The organism is Nonomuraea sp. NPDC050202 (assembly GCF_040656115.1).
Taxonomy (GTDB): domain Bacteria; phylum Actinomycetota; class Actinomycetes; order Streptosporangiales; family Streptosporangiaceae; genus Nonomuraea.
This window is the reverse complement of the sequence record NZ_JBFALF010000011.1, coordinates 272782-293648: the sequence shown is the minus strand read 5'-3', so window position 1 is coordinate 293648 and position 20867 is coordinate 272782. Positions and strand designations below refer to the sequence as shown.

The 20867-nt window shown below is 74.6% G+C and carries 13 protein-coding genes; 6 read left to right on the top strand and 7 right to left on the bottom strand.

Annotated features, from left to right (window positions below; translation table 11 throughout):
* Positions 1 to 143: 143 nt before the first annotated feature.
* The 5 genes from AB0I79_RS28875 to AB0I79_RS28855 all read right to left on the bottom strand — a co-directional run bounded on the left by AB0I79_RS28875 (position 144) and on the right by AB0I79_RS28855 (position 9281).
* Positions 144 to 2915, bottom strand: a complete 2772-nt coding sequence (locus AB0I79_RS28875; protein WP_357879029.1) for an AAA family ATPase — start codon at positions 2913 to 2915, stop codon at positions 144 to 146.
* A 146-nt stretch (positions 2916 to 3061) separates the two neighbouring features.
* Positions 3062 to 3394, bottom strand: coding sequence for a cupin domain-containing protein (locus AB0I79_RS28870; protein WP_357879026.1), 333 nt, complete (start codon positions 3392 to 3394; stop codon positions 3062 to 3064).
* Positions 3391 to 3831: a cupin domain-containing protein gene (locus AB0I79_RS28865; RefSeq protein WP_357879023.1), complete on the bottom strand. Its 441-nt coding sequence runs from the start codon at positions 3829 to 3831 to the stop codon at positions 3391 to 3393. Before AB0I79_RS28865 ends, AB0I79_RS28870 begins: the two co-directional genes overlap by 4 nt.
* A gap of 99 nt (positions 3832 to 3930) precedes the next feature.
* A complete protein-coding gene (locus tag AB0I79_RS28860) occupies positions 3931 to 5160 on the bottom strand; it encodes a cytochrome P450 (RefSeq protein ID WP_357879021.1) in 1230 nt (409 codons plus the stop codon).
* Positions 5161 to 5237: 77 nt separating this feature from the next.
* Entirely contained in the window at positions 5238 to 9281 is a 4044-nt protein-coding gene (locus AB0I79_RS28855) for a hypothetical protein (RefSeq protein ID WP_357879018.1), read from the bottom strand.
* Between the two features lie 260 nt (positions 9282 to 9541).
* On the opposite strand from AB0I79_RS28855, the gene rox reads away from it, so the two are divergent.
* On the top strand, positions 9542 to 10975 hold the full coding sequence (rox, locus tag AB0I79_RS28850) for a rifampin monooxygenase (protein ID WP_357879015.1): 1434 nt from the start codon (positions 9542 to 9544) through the stop codon (positions 10973 to 10975).
* A 115-nt stretch (positions 10976 to 11090) separates the two neighbouring features.
* A complete protein-coding gene (locus AB0I79_RS28845) occupies positions 11091 to 11762 on the top strand; it encodes a TetR/AcrR family transcriptional regulator (protein ID WP_357879013.1) in 672 nt (223 codons plus the stop codon).
* Here AB0I79_RS28845 and AB0I79_RS28840 read toward each other — a convergent pair.
* Positions 11703 to 13241, bottom strand: coding sequence for an amino acid permease (locus AB0I79_RS28840; protein ID WP_357879010.1), 1539 nt, complete (start codon positions 13239 to 13241; stop codon positions 11703 to 11705). The genes AB0I79_RS28845 and AB0I79_RS28840 overlap by 60 nt on opposite strands.
* Positions 13242 to 13476: 235 nt before the next feature.
* On the opposite strand from AB0I79_RS28840, the gene AB0I79_RS28835 reads away from it, so the two are divergent.
* The 4 genes from AB0I79_RS28835 to atzF are packed head-to-tail and all read left to right on the top strand — an operon-like array spanning position 13477 to position 20390.
* Positions 13477 to 14319 (top strand): urea amidolyase associated protein UAAP1, encoded by an 843-nt coding sequence (locus AB0I79_RS28835; RefSeq protein WP_357879007.1) that lies wholly within the window; start codon positions 13477 to 13479, stop codon positions 14317 to 14319.
* Positions 14316 to 14942: an urea amidolyase associated protein UAAP2 gene (locus AB0I79_RS28830; protein WP_357879004.1), complete on the top strand. Its 627-nt coding sequence runs from the start codon at positions 14316 to 14318 to the stop codon at positions 14940 to 14942. The genes AB0I79_RS28835 and AB0I79_RS28830 overlap by 4 nt, the downstream gene beginning before the upstream one ends.
* A complete protein-coding gene (gene uca / locus AB0I79_RS28825) occupies positions 14935 to 18522 on the top strand; it encodes an urea carboxylase (RefSeq protein WP_357879001.1) in 3588 nt (1195 codons plus the stop codon). The genes AB0I79_RS28830 and uca overlap by 8 nt, the downstream gene beginning before the upstream one ends.
* A complete protein-coding gene (gene atzF, locus AB0I79_RS28820; protein ID WP_357878999.1) occupies positions 18519 to 20390 on the top strand; it encodes an allophanate hydrolase in 1872 nt (623 codons plus the stop codon). The genes uca and atzF overlap by 4 nt, the downstream gene beginning before the upstream one ends.
* 119 nt (positions 20391 to 20509) lie before the next feature.
* Here atzF and AB0I79_RS28815 read toward each other — a convergent pair whose 3' ends face one another.
* On the bottom strand, positions 20510 to 20821 hold the full coding sequence (locus AB0I79_RS28815) for a hypothetical protein (RefSeq protein ID WP_357878997.1): 312 nt from the start codon (positions 20819 to 20821) through the stop codon (positions 20510 to 20512).
* Between the last annotated feature and the right edge of the window lie 46 nt (positions 20822 to 20867).

Below are 20867 nucleotides of genomic sequence, written 5' to 3'. Positions count from 1 at the left end.
TCGATATCAGCCCCCCCCTGCGCCCGGACCTCTTCTTAGCCCGCGCGCCCATCCGCGCGGCCTGGCCGGCCGCCGGGGGCGCGGCCGCCCCGCGACGTCCGGCCACGTTCACCCGCCGGCGGCCGCCTCCGGGGCGGCCGGGTTCAGGCCGTGGCCCGGGGAACCTCCAGCAGCGCGGTGCGCAACTGCCTGCGGGAGGCCACGCCGAGCTTGGCGAAGACCTTGCGCAGGTGCCATTCGACGGTGTGCGGGCTGATGAAGAGCCGCGCGCCGATCTCGGAGTTCGTCAGCCCCGCACCGGCTAGGCGGGCGATCTGCGTCTCCTGGGCCGTGAGCGTGTCACCCGCCTCGGCGGGGCGCCTGCGCACGGTCTCGCCGGTGGCCTCTAGCTCCCGCCGGGCGCGTTCGGCGAACGCCTCGACCCCGATCCGGCCGAGGACCTCGTACGCGGCAGCGAGCTGCTCGCGCGCCTCCGCCCGGCGGTTCTCCCGGCGCAGCCATTCGCCGTAGAGCAGCCGGGAGCGCGCGTAGGTGACCTGGACCCCGGTGCGGCCGAGCCGCTCGATCGCCTCGCGGTACAGGGCGTCGGCGGCCGGCCCGCCGCTCACCTGGGCACGCGCCATGGCCGAGGTGCCGAGGGCCCAGTCGGTGCCGCTGGCCTGCGCCATCCCGTCGAGCGTCCTGGCGGCCTCGGCGGCGCGGGCCTGCCGTCCCGTACGGGACGCCGACTCCACCAGCTCCACCGCGGACCTGATGGCCAGGCCCAGCTCCTGAAGGTTCGCGGCGCCCCGCTCGGCCGCGGCGTACGCCTCCTCGTGCCGGCCGTGACCGTTGTAGAGCACCGCGCCGGCCCACTGGCCGGCGGTCAGCATCTCGCCCTGCCCCTGGTGGAGGTCCGCGTCCCGGCCGATCGCCTCGATCGCCTCCAGCGTCGCGGCCTCCCTGCCCCGCCACGGCTCGATCATCATCGCGACGTAGTGGGCCAGGAAGCGGCTGTCCGTCGCCTCGCCGATCTCCTGCGCCTCGGCGATCAGCGTGTCCGCGTAGCGGAGCTCACCGGCCAGCACCCGGTTCGACACGAGCTGCAGGAGCGCCGACGGCAGCACCGACAGCGCCCCCATCTCGCGGGCCAGGTCGACCAGCCGCGTCGAGAGCACCGTGTTGCCGTCGAAGTCCCAGACGTTGAACGCCATGCGGGAGGCGAGCGGGAGCCAGCCCAGGCCCTCCTCCGGAGAGACGCCTTCGGCGCGGAAGGCGTCCAGGGCCTGCCGCACCATGGGCACACCGGCCGCGTACCCCTCGGTGGTCATCACGGCCAGGCCGTGCAGGAGCAGATGGTTGCGCTCCGGCGGCGGCCCGGGCGGCGCGGCGAGCGCCGCTCGGGCGACATCCGGCAGCCGGGCGCCGCTCGGCAGGCGGTCGATGGTCAGAGCCGCGTCGAGCGCGTCGCGGTAGGTCTCCTGGGCCAGCCGCGCGTCCAGCGGCTGCAGCCGCCTGGCGGCCCCGAGCAGCAGCGGCAGGGCGGCGCCCGCGCTCCTGGCGGCGAACATGATCTGGCCGCGCAGCAGGCCGGCCCGGGCGAGCTGCTGCTCGTCGAGCGGGGTGAGCTCGGCCGCGTCCAGGAGGCCGCGCGCGGCGTCGTACCCGCCGGCCTGGTACTTGGCCCGGGCCGCCGCCAGCGCCCTGGCGCCGCGGCGGGCGGGGTCGGGGGTGAGCTCGGCCGCCCGCTCCAGGAACGCGGCCGCCGCCGCGACCCCGCCGCGGGCCTGGGCCCGGCCGGCGGAGCGTTCGAGCTCGGCGGCCACCGCCTCGTCGGGGCCGGCGGCGGCGCCGGCCAGATGCCACGCCCGCCGGTCGGGATCCGACCGGGGATCGGTCGCGTCGGCCAGCGCGCGGTGCACCTCCTGCCGCTCGCGCGGGGCCGCCGAGCCGTAGACCACCGAACGCACCAGGGGATGGCGGAACCGCACCCGGGTCCCGACGGTGATCAGGCCCGCCTCCTCGGCCGGCGCCGCGGCGACCGGCTCGACGCCCAGCAGCTCCGCGGCGCGGCCCAGCAGGGTCACGTCGCCCACCGGCTCGGCCGCCGCGATCAGCAGCAACCGCTGCGTCTCAGCGGGCAGCGCCCGGACCTGCCGCAGCAGGCTCTGCTCGATCTGGCCGCCCGCCGCCCGGGCGTCCGGCCGCCCGAACCCGCCCGCCAGCTCGGCGGGCGTCAACCCGCGAGGCAGCTCCAGCAGGGCCAGCGGGTTGCCCTGCGCCTCGGCCACGATCCGATCCCGCACCCGCTCGTCCAGCCGGCCGGGCGTCACGGAGTCGAGCAGGGCGCGGGAGTCGCTGTCGCTCAACCGCCCCACCTGGAGCTGCGCAAGCCCTCTCAGCTCCGGTTCGAGCGAGGGCCGGCGCACCGCGAACACCAGCCCGATCCGCTCGGCGAGCAGGCGCCGCGCCACGAAGGCGAGCGTCTGCACCGAGACCCGGTCGAGCCACTGGGCGTCGTCGACCAGGCAGATCAGCGGCTCCCTGTCGGCCACGTCGGCGAGCAGGCTGAGCGCCGCCAGCCCGACCAGGAAGCGGTCCGGCGCGGCTCCCGCGCTCAGGCCGAACGCCGTCGCGAGCGCCTGGCGCTGCGGTTGCGGCAGGCGGCGCAGGTCGTCCAGGAACGGGGCGCAGAGCTGGTGCAGGCCGCCGAAGGCCAGCTCCATCTCCGACTCGACGCCCGCCGCCCTGGCGATCCGGCAGCCCGAGGCCGCGGCGCGCGCGTACTCCAGCAGCGCCGTCTTGCCGATGCCGGCCTCGCCGCGCACCACCAGCACCGCGCTGTGGCCGCCCTGCACGGTCGTCACGAGCCGGTCCAGCGTCTCGCACTCGGCCTGACGGCCACGCAGCCGCGACCAGGAATCCCGCCTCACCATGTGGCACCGCTCCCTGCCGGCCGCATGCCCGTTGTCCGGTGGAGGCAGGAGGCGGCCGGCGATACGCGGCGGGCGGGGTGCCCGCCGCCCTACGGATCAGGGTGAAGGCCACCGGCACCCCGCCACGGGGCGGCCGGTGGCCCTCCTCACCCGCACCGCGCGGTGGTGAACAGGAACGCGCAATCCTGTACGGCCTCCACGCGGTGGCGGCGTCCGGGCATGACCAGCAGATCGCCGGGCAGCCCGTCCCACGACTCGGGCCCGGCGACCAGCCGTACCCGCCCGTGCAGCACGTGCACCGTGACCTCGCCGGGATGCTCGTGCTCGTGGATGTGCTCGCCCTGTCGCAACGCCATGACCGTCTGCCGCAACGAACGATCGTGCCCACCGTGGACGGTGGTGGCGCTGCGGCCGCTGCCCGCCTCGCGGGCCCGGGTGACCAGGTCGCGGGCGAGCGCGGTCAGCGACGTCCTGGTCATGACCGGGGCGCGCGGCGGTCCCGGCGGGCTTCCAGCTCCTCCGGGCTGACCGGGATCAGCATCGGCTGCCCTGGCGCGCAGAACATCGTCACCACGAACGCCGACTCCTCGTCGGCGAGATGGTTGCCGTCCTGGTAGTGGATCACGTCCCCGCCGGGCTCCCAGAACGCCTCACCGGCCCGCACCACGCGCGCGGGGTCGCCTTCGAGCTCGAAATTGATCGCCCCCTTGACCACGTACCCGTACGCCGGCCCCGAGTGCCGGTGCGGTGGCGCGCCGGGGCTGTTCGGCGGCAACGTGACCAGGAGCGTCATCGCCTCGGCCCCCTCCGGCGCGGGCGGCGCCCCCGGCACGGTGGCGACCACGTCGATCTTCGGCGGCGGGCCGCTCTTGTCGGGGTTGTCGAGGTGGTGGGCGTGAGCGTGATCGGTGCTCATCAGGATTCCTTCGCGGATCAGTGGCCGGTTCGATCCGGCCGTGCACAGCTCAGACAAGACGGCGCCCCCGATGCGTGACAGGGATCGGGGGACGGCGGGTCACCCGGCGGCGCGCAGGTACACGGGGAGCTGCTGGTGGCCGTTGCTGATGAGGGTGGGGATCGGCCGCAGGGCGCCGGCCGGCGCCGCGAGCGAGATGGCGGGGAACCGCGCGAAGAGCTGGCGCAGGGCCTCGGCGACCTCGAGGCGGGCCAGCGGAGCTCCGAGGCAGAAGTGCACGCCGTAGCCGAACGCCAGATGATCCTTCGCCTGGCGGGTGACGTCGAAGGTGTCGGCGTCCGGCCCGTGCCAGTCCGGGTGGCGGTTGGCGGCCCCGTACGCGGCCAGGATGGGCTCGCCCGCGGCGATGACCTGCCCGTCGGGCAGCTTGATGTCGGTCACGGCGAAGCGCAGCGGCAGGTACTTGATGGCGGGCTCGGCCCGCAGGGTCTCCTCCACCACGTCCTCCCAGGCCGCCTTGCCGTCGCGGACGAGGCGGAGCTGGCCGGGGGAGGTCAGCATCGCGAAGACGGCCTGGTCGATGACGTTGACCGTGGTCTCGTACCCGGCGTTGATCATCAGGATCATCGTGTCGCGCAGCTCGACGTCGGTGAACCCGGCGCCGCCCGACTCCTCGTCGCGCGCCGCGATCAGCAGGGAGGTCATGTCGTCGCCGGGGTCGGCGCGCTTGGTGGCGATCAGCTGGTCGGTGACCTCGAACAGGCGCGCGGCGTTGGCCTGGGCCTGCTCGGGCGTGAGGGTGCTGTCGAAGACGTTGTCGACGAGCTGCCGGAAGTCGTCCCGCTGGTCCTCCGGCACGCCCATCAGGTGGCCGATCACGGCGATGGGCAGCGGGTAGGCCAGCCGTTCACGCAGATCCACCACCTGGCCGGCGGGCACCGCGGCCAGCTCGTCCATCAACGTCGTGACCATGGCCTCGACGGTCGGCTTCAGCTCGGCGATGCGGCGCGCGCTGAAGGCGGGGGCGACCATCCGCCGTAACCTGCGGTGGTCGGCGCCGTACGCGGTGAGCATGCTCTGCACTTCGATCCACAGCGCGAGTGGCCAGGTGCGGATCGTCCGCTGGAAGTCCGGATAGTGAGCGCGGCCGTTCTTGGAGACGTCGGCGCTGGTCAGCAGGGTCTTCAGCAGGGCGGGGTCGGAGACCGCCCAGGCCCGCAGGCCGAGCACGTCCACGGGGGTGGCCGGGCCACGCGCCCGCAGGGCCCGGTACTCGGCGTGGCGGTCGGCACCGGCGGGATCGATGACGAAGGGCAAGGGCTGGGACACGCGTCGTCTCCTTCAGCGGAACGGGGCTCTGGAGACGTTGACCGGGTAGCCCCGGCCGCGCGTGACAGGCGAGCCGTTCAGCCCTCGCCGGCGGTGGCGGCGCTCGAATACGGCCACCACCTCTGCACCGCCGAGACGACGCCGAGGCACTCCCGGACGGCCTCGGGCCCGCCGATCCGCGCGATCAGGTCGACGCCGTCCGACAGGATCGTCAGGCAGTCGTCGAGGTCCACGCCCTCCAGGCAGCGGCGCAGAACGGTCATCTCCTCGACGCCGGGCAGGGCGGGCCAGAGCAAGGTGGCCTGGGTGAGCAGGGCCCGGCGCGCACCGGCACGCCGGGGGGCGGCCATCGCGATCTCCAGAGCCTCCGTGCGGCCGGGCTCGGGCAGGTGGAGGGCGACGGTGCCGAAGACGTGCGCCCGGTGGAACGGCAGCAGGAACGTCTTCAGCGCGCGCATCCCCTCCCGGATCAGCAGCTCGGGAACATGACGCACGATCTCGGGCAGCGCATCGACCCGGCCCGGCTGCCTCATGACCGGTCTCACCACTGCCAGGAGCTTGACGATGGCGCTCTCGGGCAGCAGGCGCAGCGCCTGGGCGGCCACCCTGAACGCGAGGTTGCGCCGGCCCCCCGCGCCCAGCACGGCCGCCTTCGCCTCGCCCAGCAGCCGGGCGCGCTCGCCGGCCACCAGATGCACGCTGAGCTCGGCCAGCACACCGGCCCTGAGGCGCTCGTCCACGACCCTTCTCGCTGACTCGACCGCCTCGGCGATGAGCTCGCCACGACGCGGCTCCGGCGAGAAGAGCGCGATCTCGCTGAGGGTCCACGCTCTTTCGGCCTCCATGAGGTCGACCCGCCTGGCCAGCTCGATCGCACGCAGGGCGGCGCTCTCCCTCAACGGTTCGGGCAGGTGCCGCTGCAGCCGCCGGAGCAGGTAGACCAGATCGTCGTCCTCGGGCAGGCCGTCGACGATCGACATCGCCTCCGCGTACAGCGCCTCGCGGTCCGGCGGCGCGAACTCCTCGGCGAGCAGCACGATCACCGTGACACGGTCGCGGCCGCGCGTGATCGCCCGCGCCGCGGTCAGCGCGCGGTCGAGGACGGCCGCCCGCTCCGGGGGCTCGAGGTGGCGGGACAACCGGCCGAGCAACTGCGCGCGGCCGTAGTCGTCCGTGATCGACTGGACGATGGCGAGCGCCTCCCCGAGTGACGCCCCCCGCAGGCGGGGCGCCAGCCCGTCGACGAGTGACGAGCGTGCGTAGGTGTCGGAGAGCCGGCTCGCCTCGTTGAGCAGGTCGCCGACGCGGGTGTCGGGGAGACGGCCGACCAGCGCGTGCAGGCCCTGTACGCGCAGGTGTTCGTCCTCGATCGCGCGCAGGACGTCCAACGCGGCGTCACAGTGCGCCTCGTCGAAGTACGGGGATAGCCGCACGAAGGCGTCGACGCGTTCCTCCTCCGTCTCGAGGCTCCTGGCCACCTCCATCCCCGCGCTCACCAGCGCACGGTCGACGCCGCCCGCCGGCTCCTCGTCATCGAGCAACGCGGCCACCGCTCTGAGGATGGAGGCGCGCTCCTGCGACGTCCGTACCGGGCGGGCGAGATCGAGCATCTCCGCGGCGAGATCCGCGCGAGGATCGCCGGTGAGTTCCCCGGCGACGAAGGACAGCGCCCAGGCCTGGTCGTCAGGGGCTGTGACGGCACGCGCGGCGGCCCGCGCCTCGGCCACGAGGGGGGAGCGATCGGGTTCCGCGGACAGGGCGAGCAGATGAGCCAGCGCCCAGGCGCGGTCGAAGGGCTCGGCGGTGGCGCGCGCCTCTGTCAGGGCCTCGGTGACGAGCTCGACGTCCTCGGGCGTCCGCTCGGCCACAGTGGCGAGGATCCACGCCCGGTTGTCGGCGCCGGGCAGGCCGCGGGCGAAAGCCGCCACCGATCCCTGAGCTCCGGCCGGTAGGTGCGGAACGAGCCGCTGCACGAACCAGGCCTGCACGTAGCCGCCGGTGATGTTCCGGGCCTCGCTCAGCATGGTCGCAAGCTGCTCGTCCGGCATGTACGGGAAGAAGGCCGCGAGCGCCCTGACCCGGTCGTCCTCGGCCTCGATCGCCCCGGCCAGTTCCACGGCGATCGGCACCGACTCGGGGACGAGGTGGCCCGCCACCGCGATGAGCTCCTCGGCCCGGTCGGACTCGTCGTCTATCTCGGCGATGGCGTCGAGCGCGGCGGATCCGAGGTCCCGGGGCACGGGCACGTCGCCGGCGAGCACCGCCCGGATGGCCAGCGACCGCTGGTAGGCGTCCTCCACCTGCCGCGCCGCGGTCACGGCCCCCGCCACTGCTCGGGCGTGGTCCTCGCCCGACAGTCGTGGCAGCAGAGCCAGGAAGGTGAAGGTGCGGTCGAACGGCTGCTGGAGGTGCTCGGCGTGCGCGAGGCCGCGCGCCGGCGACCAGATGCCGGCACCGACCAGTGCGGACACCAGCTCGCTCGGCACGTTGCCGGTGAGCGTGCCGATGGCGGCCGTCATGATCGAGTAGCGCAGCTCCCTGCCGAACGACGGGGCGGCGCGGCCGGCCCGCAGGCTCGCGTCCACCTCGTCGGCGGCGAGCCTGCGGGCCCGGGCAAGGTCGGAGAGGTAGTCGCCGAGGGTGCCCGCCTCCTCGTGGGCGGTGTGCCAGACGTTGCGCACCTGCCCGCCGGCCGCGTGCTCGCAGGCGAGCAGCGCGTCCAGCCGGTCGTGATGGCGGCCCTGCTCCAGGTGGTGGGCCAGGTAGCGCAGGGGGTAGCCGTTGTGCCGCCGCGCCAGGGCGGGATCGGCGGCCAGGAGCGGCAGCCTGCCGTCCAGGCCGCCGAACTCCTCCAGGTAGTGCTCGGCGATGCGCTGGTGCGCCCGGTGCGTCGCCCGGGCGAGCTGCCACGACCTGGCCCGGTGGCCGTCGAGCGGCAGCTCCTGCTCACCCTGCAGGAACTCCCGCAGGCTGGCGTGGTAGATCCCGTATCGGCGCTCGTGGTCGCCGCTGACCGCGCTGAGGAAGGGCCGCCCGGGGCCGAGGCACCACTCCTCCACCGCGTGCGGGTCGGGGAGCCCGGCCAGGGAGGCGAGCGCGTCGGCGGACAGCGGCTCGGCGGCGGCGCCCAGCACCGCCAGCAGGGGGAGCTGGAAGGCGGCCCACGACGGGCCGGGATCGCGCGGCACCAGGCTCTCGGCGTAGAAGCCGGCCAGGTCGGACGGCAGCCGGTTCAGCTCGCCGGGGCCGCGCAGCCCGAGCCGCAGCTCGTCGAGCACGTAGCGGATGTACACCCACATGCCGCCGCAGCGCTGGAAGATCTGCTCGACGAACGCGCCGGCCTGCAGGCCGTTTTCGTCCAGCAGCCGGCTGATCTCGGGATCCTGCCCGGCAGCCGCGTGCAGGTACTCCCTGACGTCCCCCATGTTGCGCGCGTCGGCCGCGTCGAAGCCGACGGCCTTGTACGGCTGCCGCAGGGCGGGCAGGTTCGTCCCGGTGCGGCAGGTGACGATCACGTGGACGCCGCGCGGCAGCACGGCGGGCAGGCCGAGCGGCAGGTCGCCGTCGACGTTCTCCGCCTCGTCCAGGCCGTCCACCACGAGGACGACCTGCTGCCCCGCCGCCTGGGCGGCCCGGGCCGACGCGGCGAGCACCTGGTCGAACCAGCCGGGCTCGCCCGCTGTCTCCGGCAGCATCCCCCCGGGCGCGAACTGCTCCGCCAGGTTGTAGCGGGCGATCAGCTGAACGGCGAGGTTGCGTAACGCGGTCGTGGCGACCCGGCCCTTGCGCCGGCGCGTGAAATGGCACGGCAGATCGCGGGTCCTGGCCAGCCAGGCGGCGAACATGGTCTTGCCCAGTCCCGCATCGGCCTGGATCACGACGTACCCGCGCTCCCGGCGGGCCAGGTGCCGGTCCACCTCGTCGACCAGCCACCTGCGGCCGACGAACCGCCCGACCTCGACCTCGTCGAAGACGGGAGCCGGATCGATCCAGACGTCACGCAGCCGGGCGAACCTGCCGACGAACACGTCACCGGTGATCACATCTCCGCCGGCCTGCACGACGGTCGCCCTGCCCCTGGCCACCGCACGCTGCTCCAGCGACGGCGCGTTCGTCGACATCGGGACACCGCCTTGCCCGCCGAGCCCATCGGATGGGGCGATCGTACCTTCCAGGGGCCTGCCCCGGGGGTGCACCGGCAGATGCGGGAGGAAGGGGGGAAAGCAGGCAGGTGAAGCCGCCGCCACTTTCAACCTATAGCGCACAGGGGGTCTTGCGGCAAGGCGGGGGTCGTGCCGCAGAATCAGCGGCTGGGCCAGGACCTGCGGAAATGATGCGCGGAGCGCCTGGCCGACCTGCGACCTCACCGGACGGGTGATCCATGTTCGACGTGATCATTGCCGGCGGCGGGCCGACCGGCTCGATGCTGGCAGCGGAGCTACGGCTGCACGACGCGCGCGTGCTCGTGGTGGAGAAGGAGGCGGAGCCGCCCCCGTACGTCCGCTCGCTCGGCCTGCACATCCGCAGCATCGAGGTGATGGACCAGCGCGGGCTGCTGGAGCGGTTCCTCGCGCACGGCCGGCGGCACCCGATCGGCGGTCACTTCGCCGGCATCGCCAAGCCCCCGCTCGACCGGCTGGACACCGCGCACCCCTACATCCTCGGCATCCCGCAGACCATCACCGACCGCCTGCTGGCCGAGCACGCCGCCGAGGCCGGCGCCGACATCCGGCGCGGCTGCGCGCTGGTCGGGCTGAGCCAGGACGAGGACGGGGTGAGCGCCGAGCTGGCCGACGGCACGCGGCTGCGCTCGCGCTACCTCGTCGGCTGCGACGGCGGCCGCAGCACGGTGCGCAAGCTGCTCGGCGTCGCCTTCCCGGGCGAGCCCGCCACGACCGAGACGCTGCTGGGCGAGATGGAGCTGACCGAGGATCCGGAGACGATCGCCGCCGTCGTCGCGGAGGTCCGCAAGACCCAGCTCGTGTTCGGCGCCATACCGCTCGGGGACGGGGTGTACCGTGTGGGCGTGCCCGCCGAGGGGCTGGCCGAGGACCGCGCGGTCCCGCCGGCTCTTGAGGAGTTCCGCAGGCAGCTACGGGTGTGGGCCGGCACCGACTTCGGCGCGCGCGAACCGCGCTGGCTGTCCCGCTTCGGCGACGCCACCCGGCTGGCGGAGCGCTACCGGGTCGGCCGGGTGCTGCTGGCCGGGGACGCGGCGCACATCCACCCGCCGGTCGGCGGGCAGGGGCTCAACCTCGGCATCCAGGACGCGGTCAACCTCGGCTGGAAGCTGGCCGCCGAGCTCGGCGGCTGGGCGCCGGAGGGCCTGCTGGACAGCTACCAGGCCGAGCGGCGCCCGGTGGCCGCCGACGTGCTGGACAACACGCGCGCGCAGATGGCGCTGCTGTCCACCGAGCCGGGGCCCCGGGCGGTGCGCCGGTTGCTGTCGGAGCTGATGGACTTCGAGGAGGTGCACCGGCACCTGATCGAGAAGATCACCGCCATCGGGGTGCGCTACGACTTCGGCGAGGGCCACCACCTGCTCGGCCGGCGGATGCGGGACGTGCGGCTGAAGCGAGGGCGCCTGTACGAGCTGATGCGCGGGGGCCGCGGCCTGCTGCTCGACGGGACCGGCCGGCTCTCGGTGGCGGGCTGGGCGGATCGGGTCGACCACGTGAGCGACGCCGCCGAGGAGCTGGACGTGCCCGCCGTGCTGCTGCGGCCGGACGGCCACGTCGCGTGGGCCGGTGACGATCAGCAGGAGCTGCTCGACAGGCTGCCACGGTGGTTCGGCGCCGCCGGCGGCCACCGGTGACCCGTTGGGCGGCGCGGCCGGGTCGCCGGCGGGCACCGGTGACGTGCCGGGTGCCGCGGCCGGGTCGCCGGCGGGCACGCGGCGGGGCCGGGCGCGGGTGTGCGACGATCGTGCGGTGACCGCCCCTTCCACCGTGCGTAAAGTAGGCAGGCCGCGCGCCGTGGCGCGCCCGCGGAGCGGGCTGAGCCCGCGCGAGGAGATCCTGACGGCGGCGGCCGAGCTGTTCACCACCCACGGCTACACCGCCACCACGACGCGGGCGCTGGCCGAGCGGGCCGGGATCCGGCAGGCGTCGATCTACCACTACTTCGACGGCAAGGAGGACATCCTCGCCGAGCTGCTGGAGAGCACGGTGCGGCCGTCCCTGGAGGCCGCGCGCGCCCTGTCCGGCGCCACGGCGGAGGAGCGGCTGTGGGAGTTGTGCCATCGGGACGCCGGGCTGCTGTGCTCGGGGCCGTACAACCTGGGCGCGCTCTACCTGCTGCCCGAGGTGCGTACGGAGCGGTTCGCCGGGTTCCGGCGGATGCGTGAGGAGCTCAAGGACGTGTACGGGAAGCTGCTGGCGGCCACCTCCGCCGGGGCGGCGCTGGCTCCCGGGGACCGCGCGCTCCGCACCGACCTGCTGTTCGCGCTGATCGAGGGCGTCATCCTGATCCGCAGGGACACCCCGGGCGAGCTGGCCGCCACCGCCGTCGAGACGCTGGCGGCCGCCACCGCCGACGCGGCGCTACGCCTGGCCGGTGTTCGCGACCGGCAACCGCCCGCCGGCCACGCCGGTCTGGCGTAGCCGCCGGTAGAGCAGGCCCAGGGCGACGACCGCCGCGAGGAAGATCAGGGTGAACCACTGGAAGAACCAGTGGCCGGTGATCGGGGCGTACACCTCGGCCCTCGGCCAGGCCAGGTTCACCGACATCGCCAGCCCGTAGCAGAGGGCCAGCGCGTTGACCGGCAGTCCCCAGCGGCCCATGCTGAACAGCGGCGTCCCGTCCTCCGCGGTCCCGGCCGGCGCCCCGCCCCGCCACGCGCCGCGCAGCCGCTGAACCAGCAGCGGGCCCGTGACCATCGCGTACGCCAGGTAGAGCAGCACGATGCAGGTGGTGCCGATGGCCAGGAACGCCTCGGGGGAGGCGAAGTTGAGCAGCAGGATCGCGGCCGCCAGCGCCCCGGTGACCAGCGCGGGGCCGGTCGGCATGCCGGTGCGCCGCGAGACCCTGGACAGCGCGCCGGAGAAGGGGACCACCCCGTCGCGGGCCATGGAGAACAACATCCTGGTGGCCGCGGTCTGGATCGCCATGGTCGCCACGGCGATCGCCACCACCACGTCGGCCAGCAGCAGCTTGCCCACCCAGTCGCCCAGGCTGCTGGTGAGCACGTACGACAGGCCCTCGGTGGCCAGCCGCCCGTCGGTCAGGCTGGGCGCGGCGAGCAGGCCGGCGAAGATGATGAGCCCGCCGAGCAGCCCGGCCGCCGTGAGCGCCGTCAGGATGGTGCGCGGGGCGACCCGGCGGGGGTTGCGGGTCTCCTCGCTCAGCTCGCCGGCGCTGTCGAACCCGATGAGCACGTACGCGGCGGTGAACGAGCCGACCAGCAGCGCGCCGATGGCCCCGCCCTGACCGCCGGTGCTGAACGTGACGCCGGGGCCGTTCTCGGCGTGGGTGAACAGCAGCACGATGATGAGCACCGCGCCGATGATCTCCGTGGTGACGCCGATGCTGTTGACCCGGGCCAGGACGCGGTTGTCGATGACGTTCACGGCCGTGGTGAGCGCGAGCAGGATCAGGCCGAGGATCGCGGCGTTGGCCGCGCCCGTGGCGGTGGTCGGCGCGGGGTCGCCGCCGACGAGCTGGAAGCCCGGCCAGATCGAGGGCAGCACCACCTGAAGGGCGAGCGCCGCGGCGGCGATGACGACGATCTGCCCGAGGATCATGATCCATCCCGCGAACCAGCCGAACGCCGGCGTGCTCAGCCGGGTGGACCACTGGTAGATGGAGCCGGAGATCGGGTAGCGCGCGGCCAGCTCGGCGAAGCAGAGCGCGACCAGGAGCTGCCCGGCCAGCACGATCGGCCAGGTCCAGAAGAAGGCGGGGCCGCCGAAGGAGTACCCGATGGCGAAGAACTGGAAGACCGTGGTGAGCACGGAGATGAAGGAGAAGCCCGCGGCGAAGGAGGCGTACCTGCCCATGCTGCGGTGCAGCTCCTGGCGGTAGCCGAAGGTCCGCAGCGCGGCTTCGTCGGTGGGCGGCGGGGGAGTGGCGGTGACGTCCATCGGGTCTCCGGGCGCTCGAATTTCTGTCGGTTGACCGATATGTACGGGCCCGTCGTTTCCGCCTCATGACGCCGGCGTTCATCTGCCGTAACGCAAAACTCACCGTGCGGCCTGATCACTTCAGGCGCGAGGCCCGCGTGAGCCCCGCTTAACACGGGATTTACCGGCCTGACCCATGAGCGTTCGCGATGCCGCACAGCATTTCTGTCGAGCGACAGAAATTACGAGGAGCGTCGTGACCACACTCCAGAACGGGACCGCCACCACCGCAGGTGCGCGCGCCCACGCCCGGGCCCAGGAGGGCACCGCGGTCCACACCGCGCCGACCGTGCCGGCCTCGCGCTGGGCGGACCCGCCCGACGGAGTCGCCGCCGATGAGATCGTCTGGGCGGACCGCGTCCCCGCGGGCGGCTACGCCCACCGCGTTCTCGCGGCCGGCACCGCGATCCGGCTCACCGACCCCGACGGCGACGCCTGCGCGTCGCTGCTGCTGTTCCACGCCGGCATGCCGTGGGAGCGGCTCAACGTCGCCGACACCGTCAAGGTGCAGTGGCAGGTGTACGCCGGCGAGTCGTACCTGCTGCTCAGCGACCAGGCCCGGGTCCTGGCGACCGTGCTCACGGACGGCTCGGGGCGGCACGACACCCTGTACGGCGCCTCCACGCGCGCCAGGAACGAGCGGCGCTACGGCGACGGCTCACCCCAGGGCCCCAGCCCCGCCGGACGGGAGCTGCTCGCCCTCGCCGGCGCCAAGAACGGCCTCGAACGGCGGGACCTGCCCCCGTCGATCTCCTTCTTCCAGGGCGTGCGCATCGACGCCGAGGGGCGGCCCGAGTGGCAGGGATCGGCCGGCGCCGGCACGAGCCTCACCCTGCGCACCGAGCTCCCGCTCGTCGTCCTCCTCGCGAACGCCGCCCACCCGCTCGATCCGCGCCCCGAGTACACCGTCACCCCGCTGGAGATCCTCGCCTGGCGGGACCGGGTGACGGCGCCCGAGGACCCCCAGTGGAGCGCCACGCCCGAGGGCCGGCGCGCCTTCGAGAACACCGCCGACCACCGGAAGGGCAGGGCACTGTGAACACCGACGCGTTCGGGGCCGAGCTGCACCGGGAGACCGTCCCGCCCCACGCCCCCTGGTCGCGGGTGCTCCGGCGCGGGCAGGTGCTCGCCATCGTCGACCTCGACGGCAACCAGGCCGTCGACTTCCTCGCCTACGACGCCCACCGCACCTGGCGCGCCTACAGCGCCCAGGCGACGCTGCAGGAGCAGGAGACGATCTTCCTCACCACCGGCAGCGTGCTGCGCGACAACGAGTCCGAGCCGCTCCTCACCGTGGTCGCCGACGAGGTCGGCCGGCACGACACCCTGGGCGGCGCCTGCTCCCGCGAGTCGAACACCCTGCGGTACGGCCACCACACCTACGCCCAGCACGCCTGCGCCGACAACTTCCTCGCCGAGCTGTCCAAGTACGGCATGGGCAAGCGCGACCAGGTCTCCAACGTCAACTGGTTCATGAACGTGCCCGTCGACCCCGACGGCGCCCTCGGCATCGTGGACGGCATCTCGGCCCCCGGCCTGTCCCTCGCGCTCCGCGCCGAGAAGGACACCCTCGTCGTCGTCTCCAACTGCCCCCAGATCAACAACCCCTGCAACGGCTTCGACCCCAGCCGCGCTCAGATGGTGGTGTATGCCGGTGCCTGAGCCGAGGCGTACACCCGGCACGCTGCTGATCGCCAACCGCGGCGAGATCGCCTGCCGGATCATCCGCACCGCCCGGGAGCTCGGCCTGCGCACGGTCGCGGTGTTCTCCGAGATCGACCGGGCCGCCGCGCACGTCCGGCTCGCCGACGAGGCCGTCCTGCTGGGCCCGGCGGCGCCCGCGCAGTCGTATCTCGACGCGGAGGCGGTCCTGCGCGCCGCCAAGGAGAGCGGCGCGGACGCGATCCACCCGGGGTACGGGTTCCTGGCCGAGGACGCCGGCTTCGCCGAGCTCGTCGAGGGCGCCGGGCTGGCGTTCGTCGGCCCGGCGCCCGCCCACCTGCGCACCTTCGGCGACAAGCACACCGCCCGTGAGGTGGCGGTGGCCGCAGGGGTGCCGGTCTTCCCCGGCACCGGCCTGCTGGCGGACGCCGACCACGCGGTGGCGGAGGTGGCTGCCATCGGATACCCCGTCATGCTCAAGGCCACCGGCGGGGGCGGCGGCATCGGCATGACGGTGTGCCGCACGCCGCGGGAGCTGCGGGCCGCCTACGACCGGGTGACCGGCCTCGCGCTGCGCAGCTTCGGCTCCGCCGGCGTCTTCGCCGAGCGGTACGTCGAGCGCGCCCGCCACGTCGAGGTGCAGCTCTTCGGCGACGGCGCGGGCGGCGTCGTCACCCTCGGCGACCGCGACTGCTCGCTGCAGCGGCGCAACCAGAAGGTCGTGGAGGAGGCGCCCGCGCCGGCGCTGCCCGGCCACGTGCGCGAGCGGCTGCACCGCACCTCGCGCGACCTGGCCGCGTCGATCCGCTACCGCTCGGCCGGCACGGTGGAGTTCGTCTACGACGCCGAGCGCGAGGAGCTCTCCTTCCTGGAGGTCAACGCCCGCCTCCAGGTGGAGCACCCCGTCACCGAGCAGGTGACCGGCGTCGACCTGGTCGCGTGGATGCTGCGCCTGGCCGGCGGCGACGACTCGTTCCTCGCGCCGCACCTGGCGACCGGCGCCGTGCCGGTGTCCGGGCACGCCGTCGAGGCGCGCGTGTACGCCGAGGACCCGGCCGCCGGCTTCCGCCCGAGCGCCGGCGTGCTGACCCGGGTGGAGCTGCCGTCAGGGGAGGGCATCCGGGTCGACGGCTGGGCCGGGACCGGCACCGAGGTGTCCACCGCCTACGACCCGATGCTCGCCAAGGTGATCGCCACCGGCCGCAGCCGCGAGGAGGCCCTGGACCGCCTCGGGCAGGCCCTCGCCACGACCCGGGCCGACGGGATCGAGGTCAACCTCGGCCTGCTGCGCGCCGCGGTCGGGATCGCGGAGTTCAGGGCCGCGACGCACACCACCGGCACCCTCGCCGGCGTCGGCGACCCCGAGCCGCGGGTCACCGTCGTGCGCGCCGGCCTGATGACCACCGTCCAGGACGCCGAAGGACGCGTCGGCTACTGGCAGGTCGGGGTGCCGCCGAGCGGGGCGATGGACGACCGCTCGCTGCGGCTGGCCAACCTCGCGCTCGGCAACGACGAGAACGCGCCCGGCCTGGAGTGCACCGCGAGCGGCCCCACCCTCCAGGTCAGCCACGACACGCTGGTGTGCGTCACCGGTGCGCCCGCGACGGTCACCGTGGACGGCGCTCCCGTCCCGATGTGGGAGCCCGTGGTGGTGCCGGCCGGGGCCACCCTGCACGTCGGCGACGCCACCGCCGGCCTGCGCAGCTACGTCGCCTTCGCGGGTGGCCTGGACGTGCCGCCGTACCTCGGCAGCGCGGCCACCTTCACCCTGGGCCGCTTCGGCGGTCACGGCGGACGCGCGCTGCGCCCCGGCGACGTGCTCCGCACCGGCACGCCTTCCGGAGCGCCGTCCGGGCCCGTCCCCGCCGAGCGCCGCCCCCGCTTCGGCGACCACTGGGAGCTCGGCGTCACCGAGGGCCCGCACGCCGCGCCCGACTTCTTCACCAGGGACGACATCGCCCAGCTCTACGCCACCCGCTACAGCGTGCACTTCAACTCGGCGCGCACCGGCGTCCGCCTGGCCGGCCCGAAACCGGCCTGGGCGCGGCGCGACGGCGGCGAGGCCGGCCTGCACCCCTCCAACATCCACGACACGCCGTACTCGGTCGGCGCCCTGGACTTCACCGGCGACACCCCGATCCTGCTCGGCCCCGACGGCCCCAGCCTCGGCGGCTTCGTCTGCCCGGTCACGGTGGTGTCGGGCGAGCGGTGGAAGCTGGGCCAGCTCAGGCCGGGCGACACGGTCTCGTTCGTCCCGGTGCGTGCCGCCGGATCCGTGCCGCCGCGCTCGCTCGACCTGCCCGTACTCGTGCCGGGCGGAGACCTCGACGACGGCGTGCTGCGCAGGCTCGACGGGAACGACGGGCCGGCGGTGACGTACCGGCGGCAGGGCGACGACAGCGTCCTCGTGGAGTACGGCGACCTCGTGCTCGACCTCGCGCTCCGCGCCCGCGTCCACGCGCTGCACACGGCGCTGGCCGAGCTCGCCCCGGCCGGCGTGCTCGACCTGACGCCCGGCATCCGCTCCCTGCAGGTGCACGTCGATCCGCAGGTGCTGCCGGTGCCCCGCCTGCTCGGCCTGCTCGCCGAGCTGGAGGCCACGCTGCCGCGCACCGCGGACCTGGTCGTGCCGAGCCGTACGGTGCGGTTGCCGCTGAGCTGGGACGATCCGGCGACGAGGGAGGCCATCGAGCGGTACATGGCCGGGGTGCGCGACGACGCGCCCTGGTGCCCGTGGAACATCGAGTTCATCCGCCGCGTCAACGGGCTCGACAGCGTGGACGACGTCTACCGCACGGTGTTCGACGCCGAGTATCTCGTGCTCGGCCTGGGGGACGTGTACCTGGGCGCTCCGGTGGCGACGCCGCTCGACCCGCGGCACCGGCTGGTCACCACGAAGTACAACCCCGCCCGTACCTGGACGGCGGAGAACTCCGTCGGCATCGGCGGCGCCTACCTGTGCGTCTACGGCATGGAGGGCCCCGGCGGCTACCAGTTCGTGGGCCGCACCACCCAGGTGTGGCGCACCCACCCGGAGCCCGGCGAGGACCCGTGGCTGCTGCGGTTCTTCGACCGGATCCGCTGGTATCCGGTCTCGGCGGAGGAGCTGCTCGACCTGCGGGCCGACCTGGCCGCCGGCCGGACGACCCTCGACGCCGCCGACGGGTCGTTCTCGCTGGCCGCCCACGAGCGCTTCCTGGCGGACAACGCCGGATCGATCGCCGCGTTCCGGGCCAGGCAGGCGGCGGCGTTCGCCGCCGAGCGGCGGGCCTGGGAGGAGGCGGGCGAGTTCACCCGGGCCGAGCAGGCGGCGGCCGTCGAGACGGCCGCGCCCGCCGAGGTCGTCGTGCCGGAGGGCGGCGCGCGGCTGGACGCGCCGTTCGTGGCGAACGTGTGGAAGGTGGAGGTCGCCGTGGGCGACGTGGTCGAGGAGGGGCGGACGCTGGTGGCGCTCGAGGCGATGAAGATGGAGACGTACCTGGCGGCGCCGGCCGCGGGCGTCGTGACCGAGGTGCGTGCCGCCGCGGGCACCCAGGTCGCTCCCGGTGACTGCCTCGTCGTGCTGGGGCCGCTCGCATGAGCGCCGGCGAGCGGCCGCGCGGGGGCGCCCGCGAGGTGCTGAGCGGGGATGCCCGCGAGGTGCTCAGCGGAGGCGGCGGTGAGGTGCTGGGCGGGGGCGCCCGCGAGGTGCTGAGCGGGGATGCCCGCGAGGTGCCGGGCGGGGGCGCCCGCGAGGTGTTGCGCGGGCGGCGGCCGGAGGTGTTCATCGCCCACCGCGACGAGGCCGACGTGGCGGCCGAGCTGGCGGTGGCCACCGGGCCGCTGGCGGGGCTCCGGCTGGCCGTGAAGAACAACGTGGACGTGGCGGGCTTCCCGACCACCGCGGCCTGCCCCGCCTTCGCCTCCGGCCCGGCGGCGGCCGACGCGCAGGCGGTGGCACGGCTGCGGGCCGCCGGTGCGACCGTCGTCGGGGTGACGAACCTCGACCAGTTCGCCACCGGCCTGGTCGGGCAGCGCAGCCCGTACGGAGGGGTGCGTGACGCCCGCCGGCCGTCGTTCGTGTCGGGCGGTTCGAGCTCGGGCTCGGCGGTCGCGGTGGCGCTCGGCCTGGCCGACCTCGCGATCGGCACCGACACCGCCGGCTCCGGCCGGGTCCCCGCCGCGTTCCAGGGCATCGTGGGGATCAAACCGACCCTCGGCACGGTGTCCGTGGCGGGGGTCGTGCCGGCGTGCCGCTCGTACGACGCGGTCACGATCATGGCGCGGGACCTCGGCACCGCCGGGGCCGCCATGGCCGCGATGGCCGGCGGCCCGGGGACGCGGCCCTGGCCGGCCGGCGCGCCCCTGGCCGCGCCCGCGACCGCCCGCGTGGCCGTCCCCGACGAGCTGCCGGCCATGGACCCCGGCTGGGCCGACGCCTTCGAGGGCGTCGTGGCGCGGCTGCGGGAGGCGGGGGCCGTGGTGGAGCCGATCCGGATCGAGCCGTTCCTGGCCGCGGCCCGGCTGCTCTACGACGGCGCGCTCGTCGCCGAGCGGCACGCCGCCGTCGGCGAGTTCGTGGACGCCCACCCGGACGACGTCGACCCCACGGTCGGCGCGATCATCAGCCGGGCGGGGAAGGTCTCCGCGCCGAGCCTGGTACGCGACGTCGCGCGCCTGGAGCTGCTGCGGCAGGAGTGCATGGGGCTGTTCGGCGGCTTCGACGCGCTGCTCGTGCCGACGGCGCCCTGCCATCCCACCGTGGCCGAGGTCGCCGCCGAGCCGGTGGCGGTCAACTCGCGCGTCGGCACGTACACGAACTTCTGCAACCTGTTCGACCTGTGCGCGGTCGCGGTGCCGACCGGCACGGTGGACGAGGGCCCTGACCGGGGGATCGCCCAGTTCGGCGTCACCGTCCTGGCCCGCCCGTTCCACGACGCGGTCGCGCTCGACCTGGCCCGCCTGGTCGCCGTCCAGCCGGAGCCCCCCGCGGAGTACGCCGGAGGCGCCCCGCCGCTCCCCACCGGGCCGCTGCCGTGGCCGGCGGCGATCGCGGACGGCGGCGTCCGGGCCGTCGAGCTCTTCGTGGTCGGCGCCCACCTGGCAGGCCAGCCGCTCGAACACGAGTTGCGCGACCTCGGCGCCCGGTGGGACCGGCCCGCGCGGACCTCCGCCGCCTACGCCCTGCGCGCCCTCGACACCGTGCCGCGGAAGCCGGGGCTGGCGAGGGTCGGCTTCGAAGGCGGCGCGCCCGTCGAGGGCGAGGTCTGGCTGATCTCCGAGGGGGCGCTGGGGCGGTTCCTGGCGAGCCTGCCCGCGCCCATGACGCTGGGACGGGTGGAGCTCTCCGACGGCCGCTGGGCTGTGGGGTTCGGCTGCACCCAGGAGGCGGCGTCGGCGGGCGAGGACATCACGAAGTACGGCGGCTGGCGGGCCTGGCTGTCGAGCCGCAGCCTTTCTCGTACGTGAGCGCGTCATGTCTGTGACGCGACGGCGCCCCGGCTCCGTCAACGGGAGCCGGGGCGCCGTCGCGTCGGTCCTCGGACGATCCTGCACGGGGGCGCCGATCGGCGGTGGCCGACGAGGTGTCAGCCGCGGGAGGCGGTGAGCTCGTCGGTGGGCGTGCCGGTGCGGGTGCGCAGGGTTGCTGCGGCGATCAGGGCGCCGGCGAGGGCGATGGTGGCGGCTCCGGCGAAGGCGGCGGAGAAGTCGGTGGTGAGGGCGGGCAGGTCGCCGAGCTGGTCGGCGCCGTTGGCCGAGGCCACGGCGGTCATCGCGGCCAGGCCGAGGGCGGAGCCGACCTGGTAGCTGGTGTTGACGATGCCTGAGGCCAGGCCGCCTTCCTCGGGGCGGGCGGAGGAGATGGCGGTGCCGAGGGAGGGGATGAAGGCCAGTGACATGCCGAGGGCGGCGAGCAGGCTGGCGGGCAGGACGATGGGGATCCAG

Bases quoted from the DNA above. Each gene is read 5' to 3' on its own strand.
- AB0I79_RS28875 (WP_357879029.1), bottom strand. From the start codon at position 2,915: ATGGTGAGGCGGGATTCCTGGTCGCGGCTGCGTGGCCGTCAGGCCGAG.
- AB0I79_RS28870 (WP_357879026.1), bottom strand. From the start codon at position 3,394: ATGACCAGGACGTCGCTGACCGCGCTCGCCCGCGACCTGGTCACCCGG.
- AB0I79_RS28865 (WP_357879023.1), bottom strand. From the start codon at position 3,831: ATGAGCACCGATCACGCTCACGCCCACCACCTCGACAACCCCGACAAG.
- AB0I79_RS28855 (WP_357879018.1), bottom strand. From the start codon at position 9,281: ATGTCGACGAACGCGCCGTCGCTGGAGCAGCGTGCGGTGGCCAGGGGC.
- rox (WP_357879015.1), top strand. From the start codon at position 9,542: ATGTTCGACGTGATCATTGCCGGCGGCGGGCCGACCGGCTCGATGCTG.
- AB0I79_RS28840 (WP_357879010.1), bottom strand. From the start codon at position 13,241: ATGGACGTCACCGCCACTCCCCCGCCGCCCACCGACGAAGCCGCGCTG.
- atzF (WP_357878999.1), top strand. From the start codon at position 18,519: ATGAGCGCCGGCGAGCGGCCGCGCGGGGGCGCCCGCGAGGTGCTGAGC.
- AB0I79_RS28815 (WP_357878997.1), bottom strand. From the start codon at position 20,821: ATGTCACTGGCCTTCATCCCCTCCCTCGGCACCGCCATCTCCTCCGCC.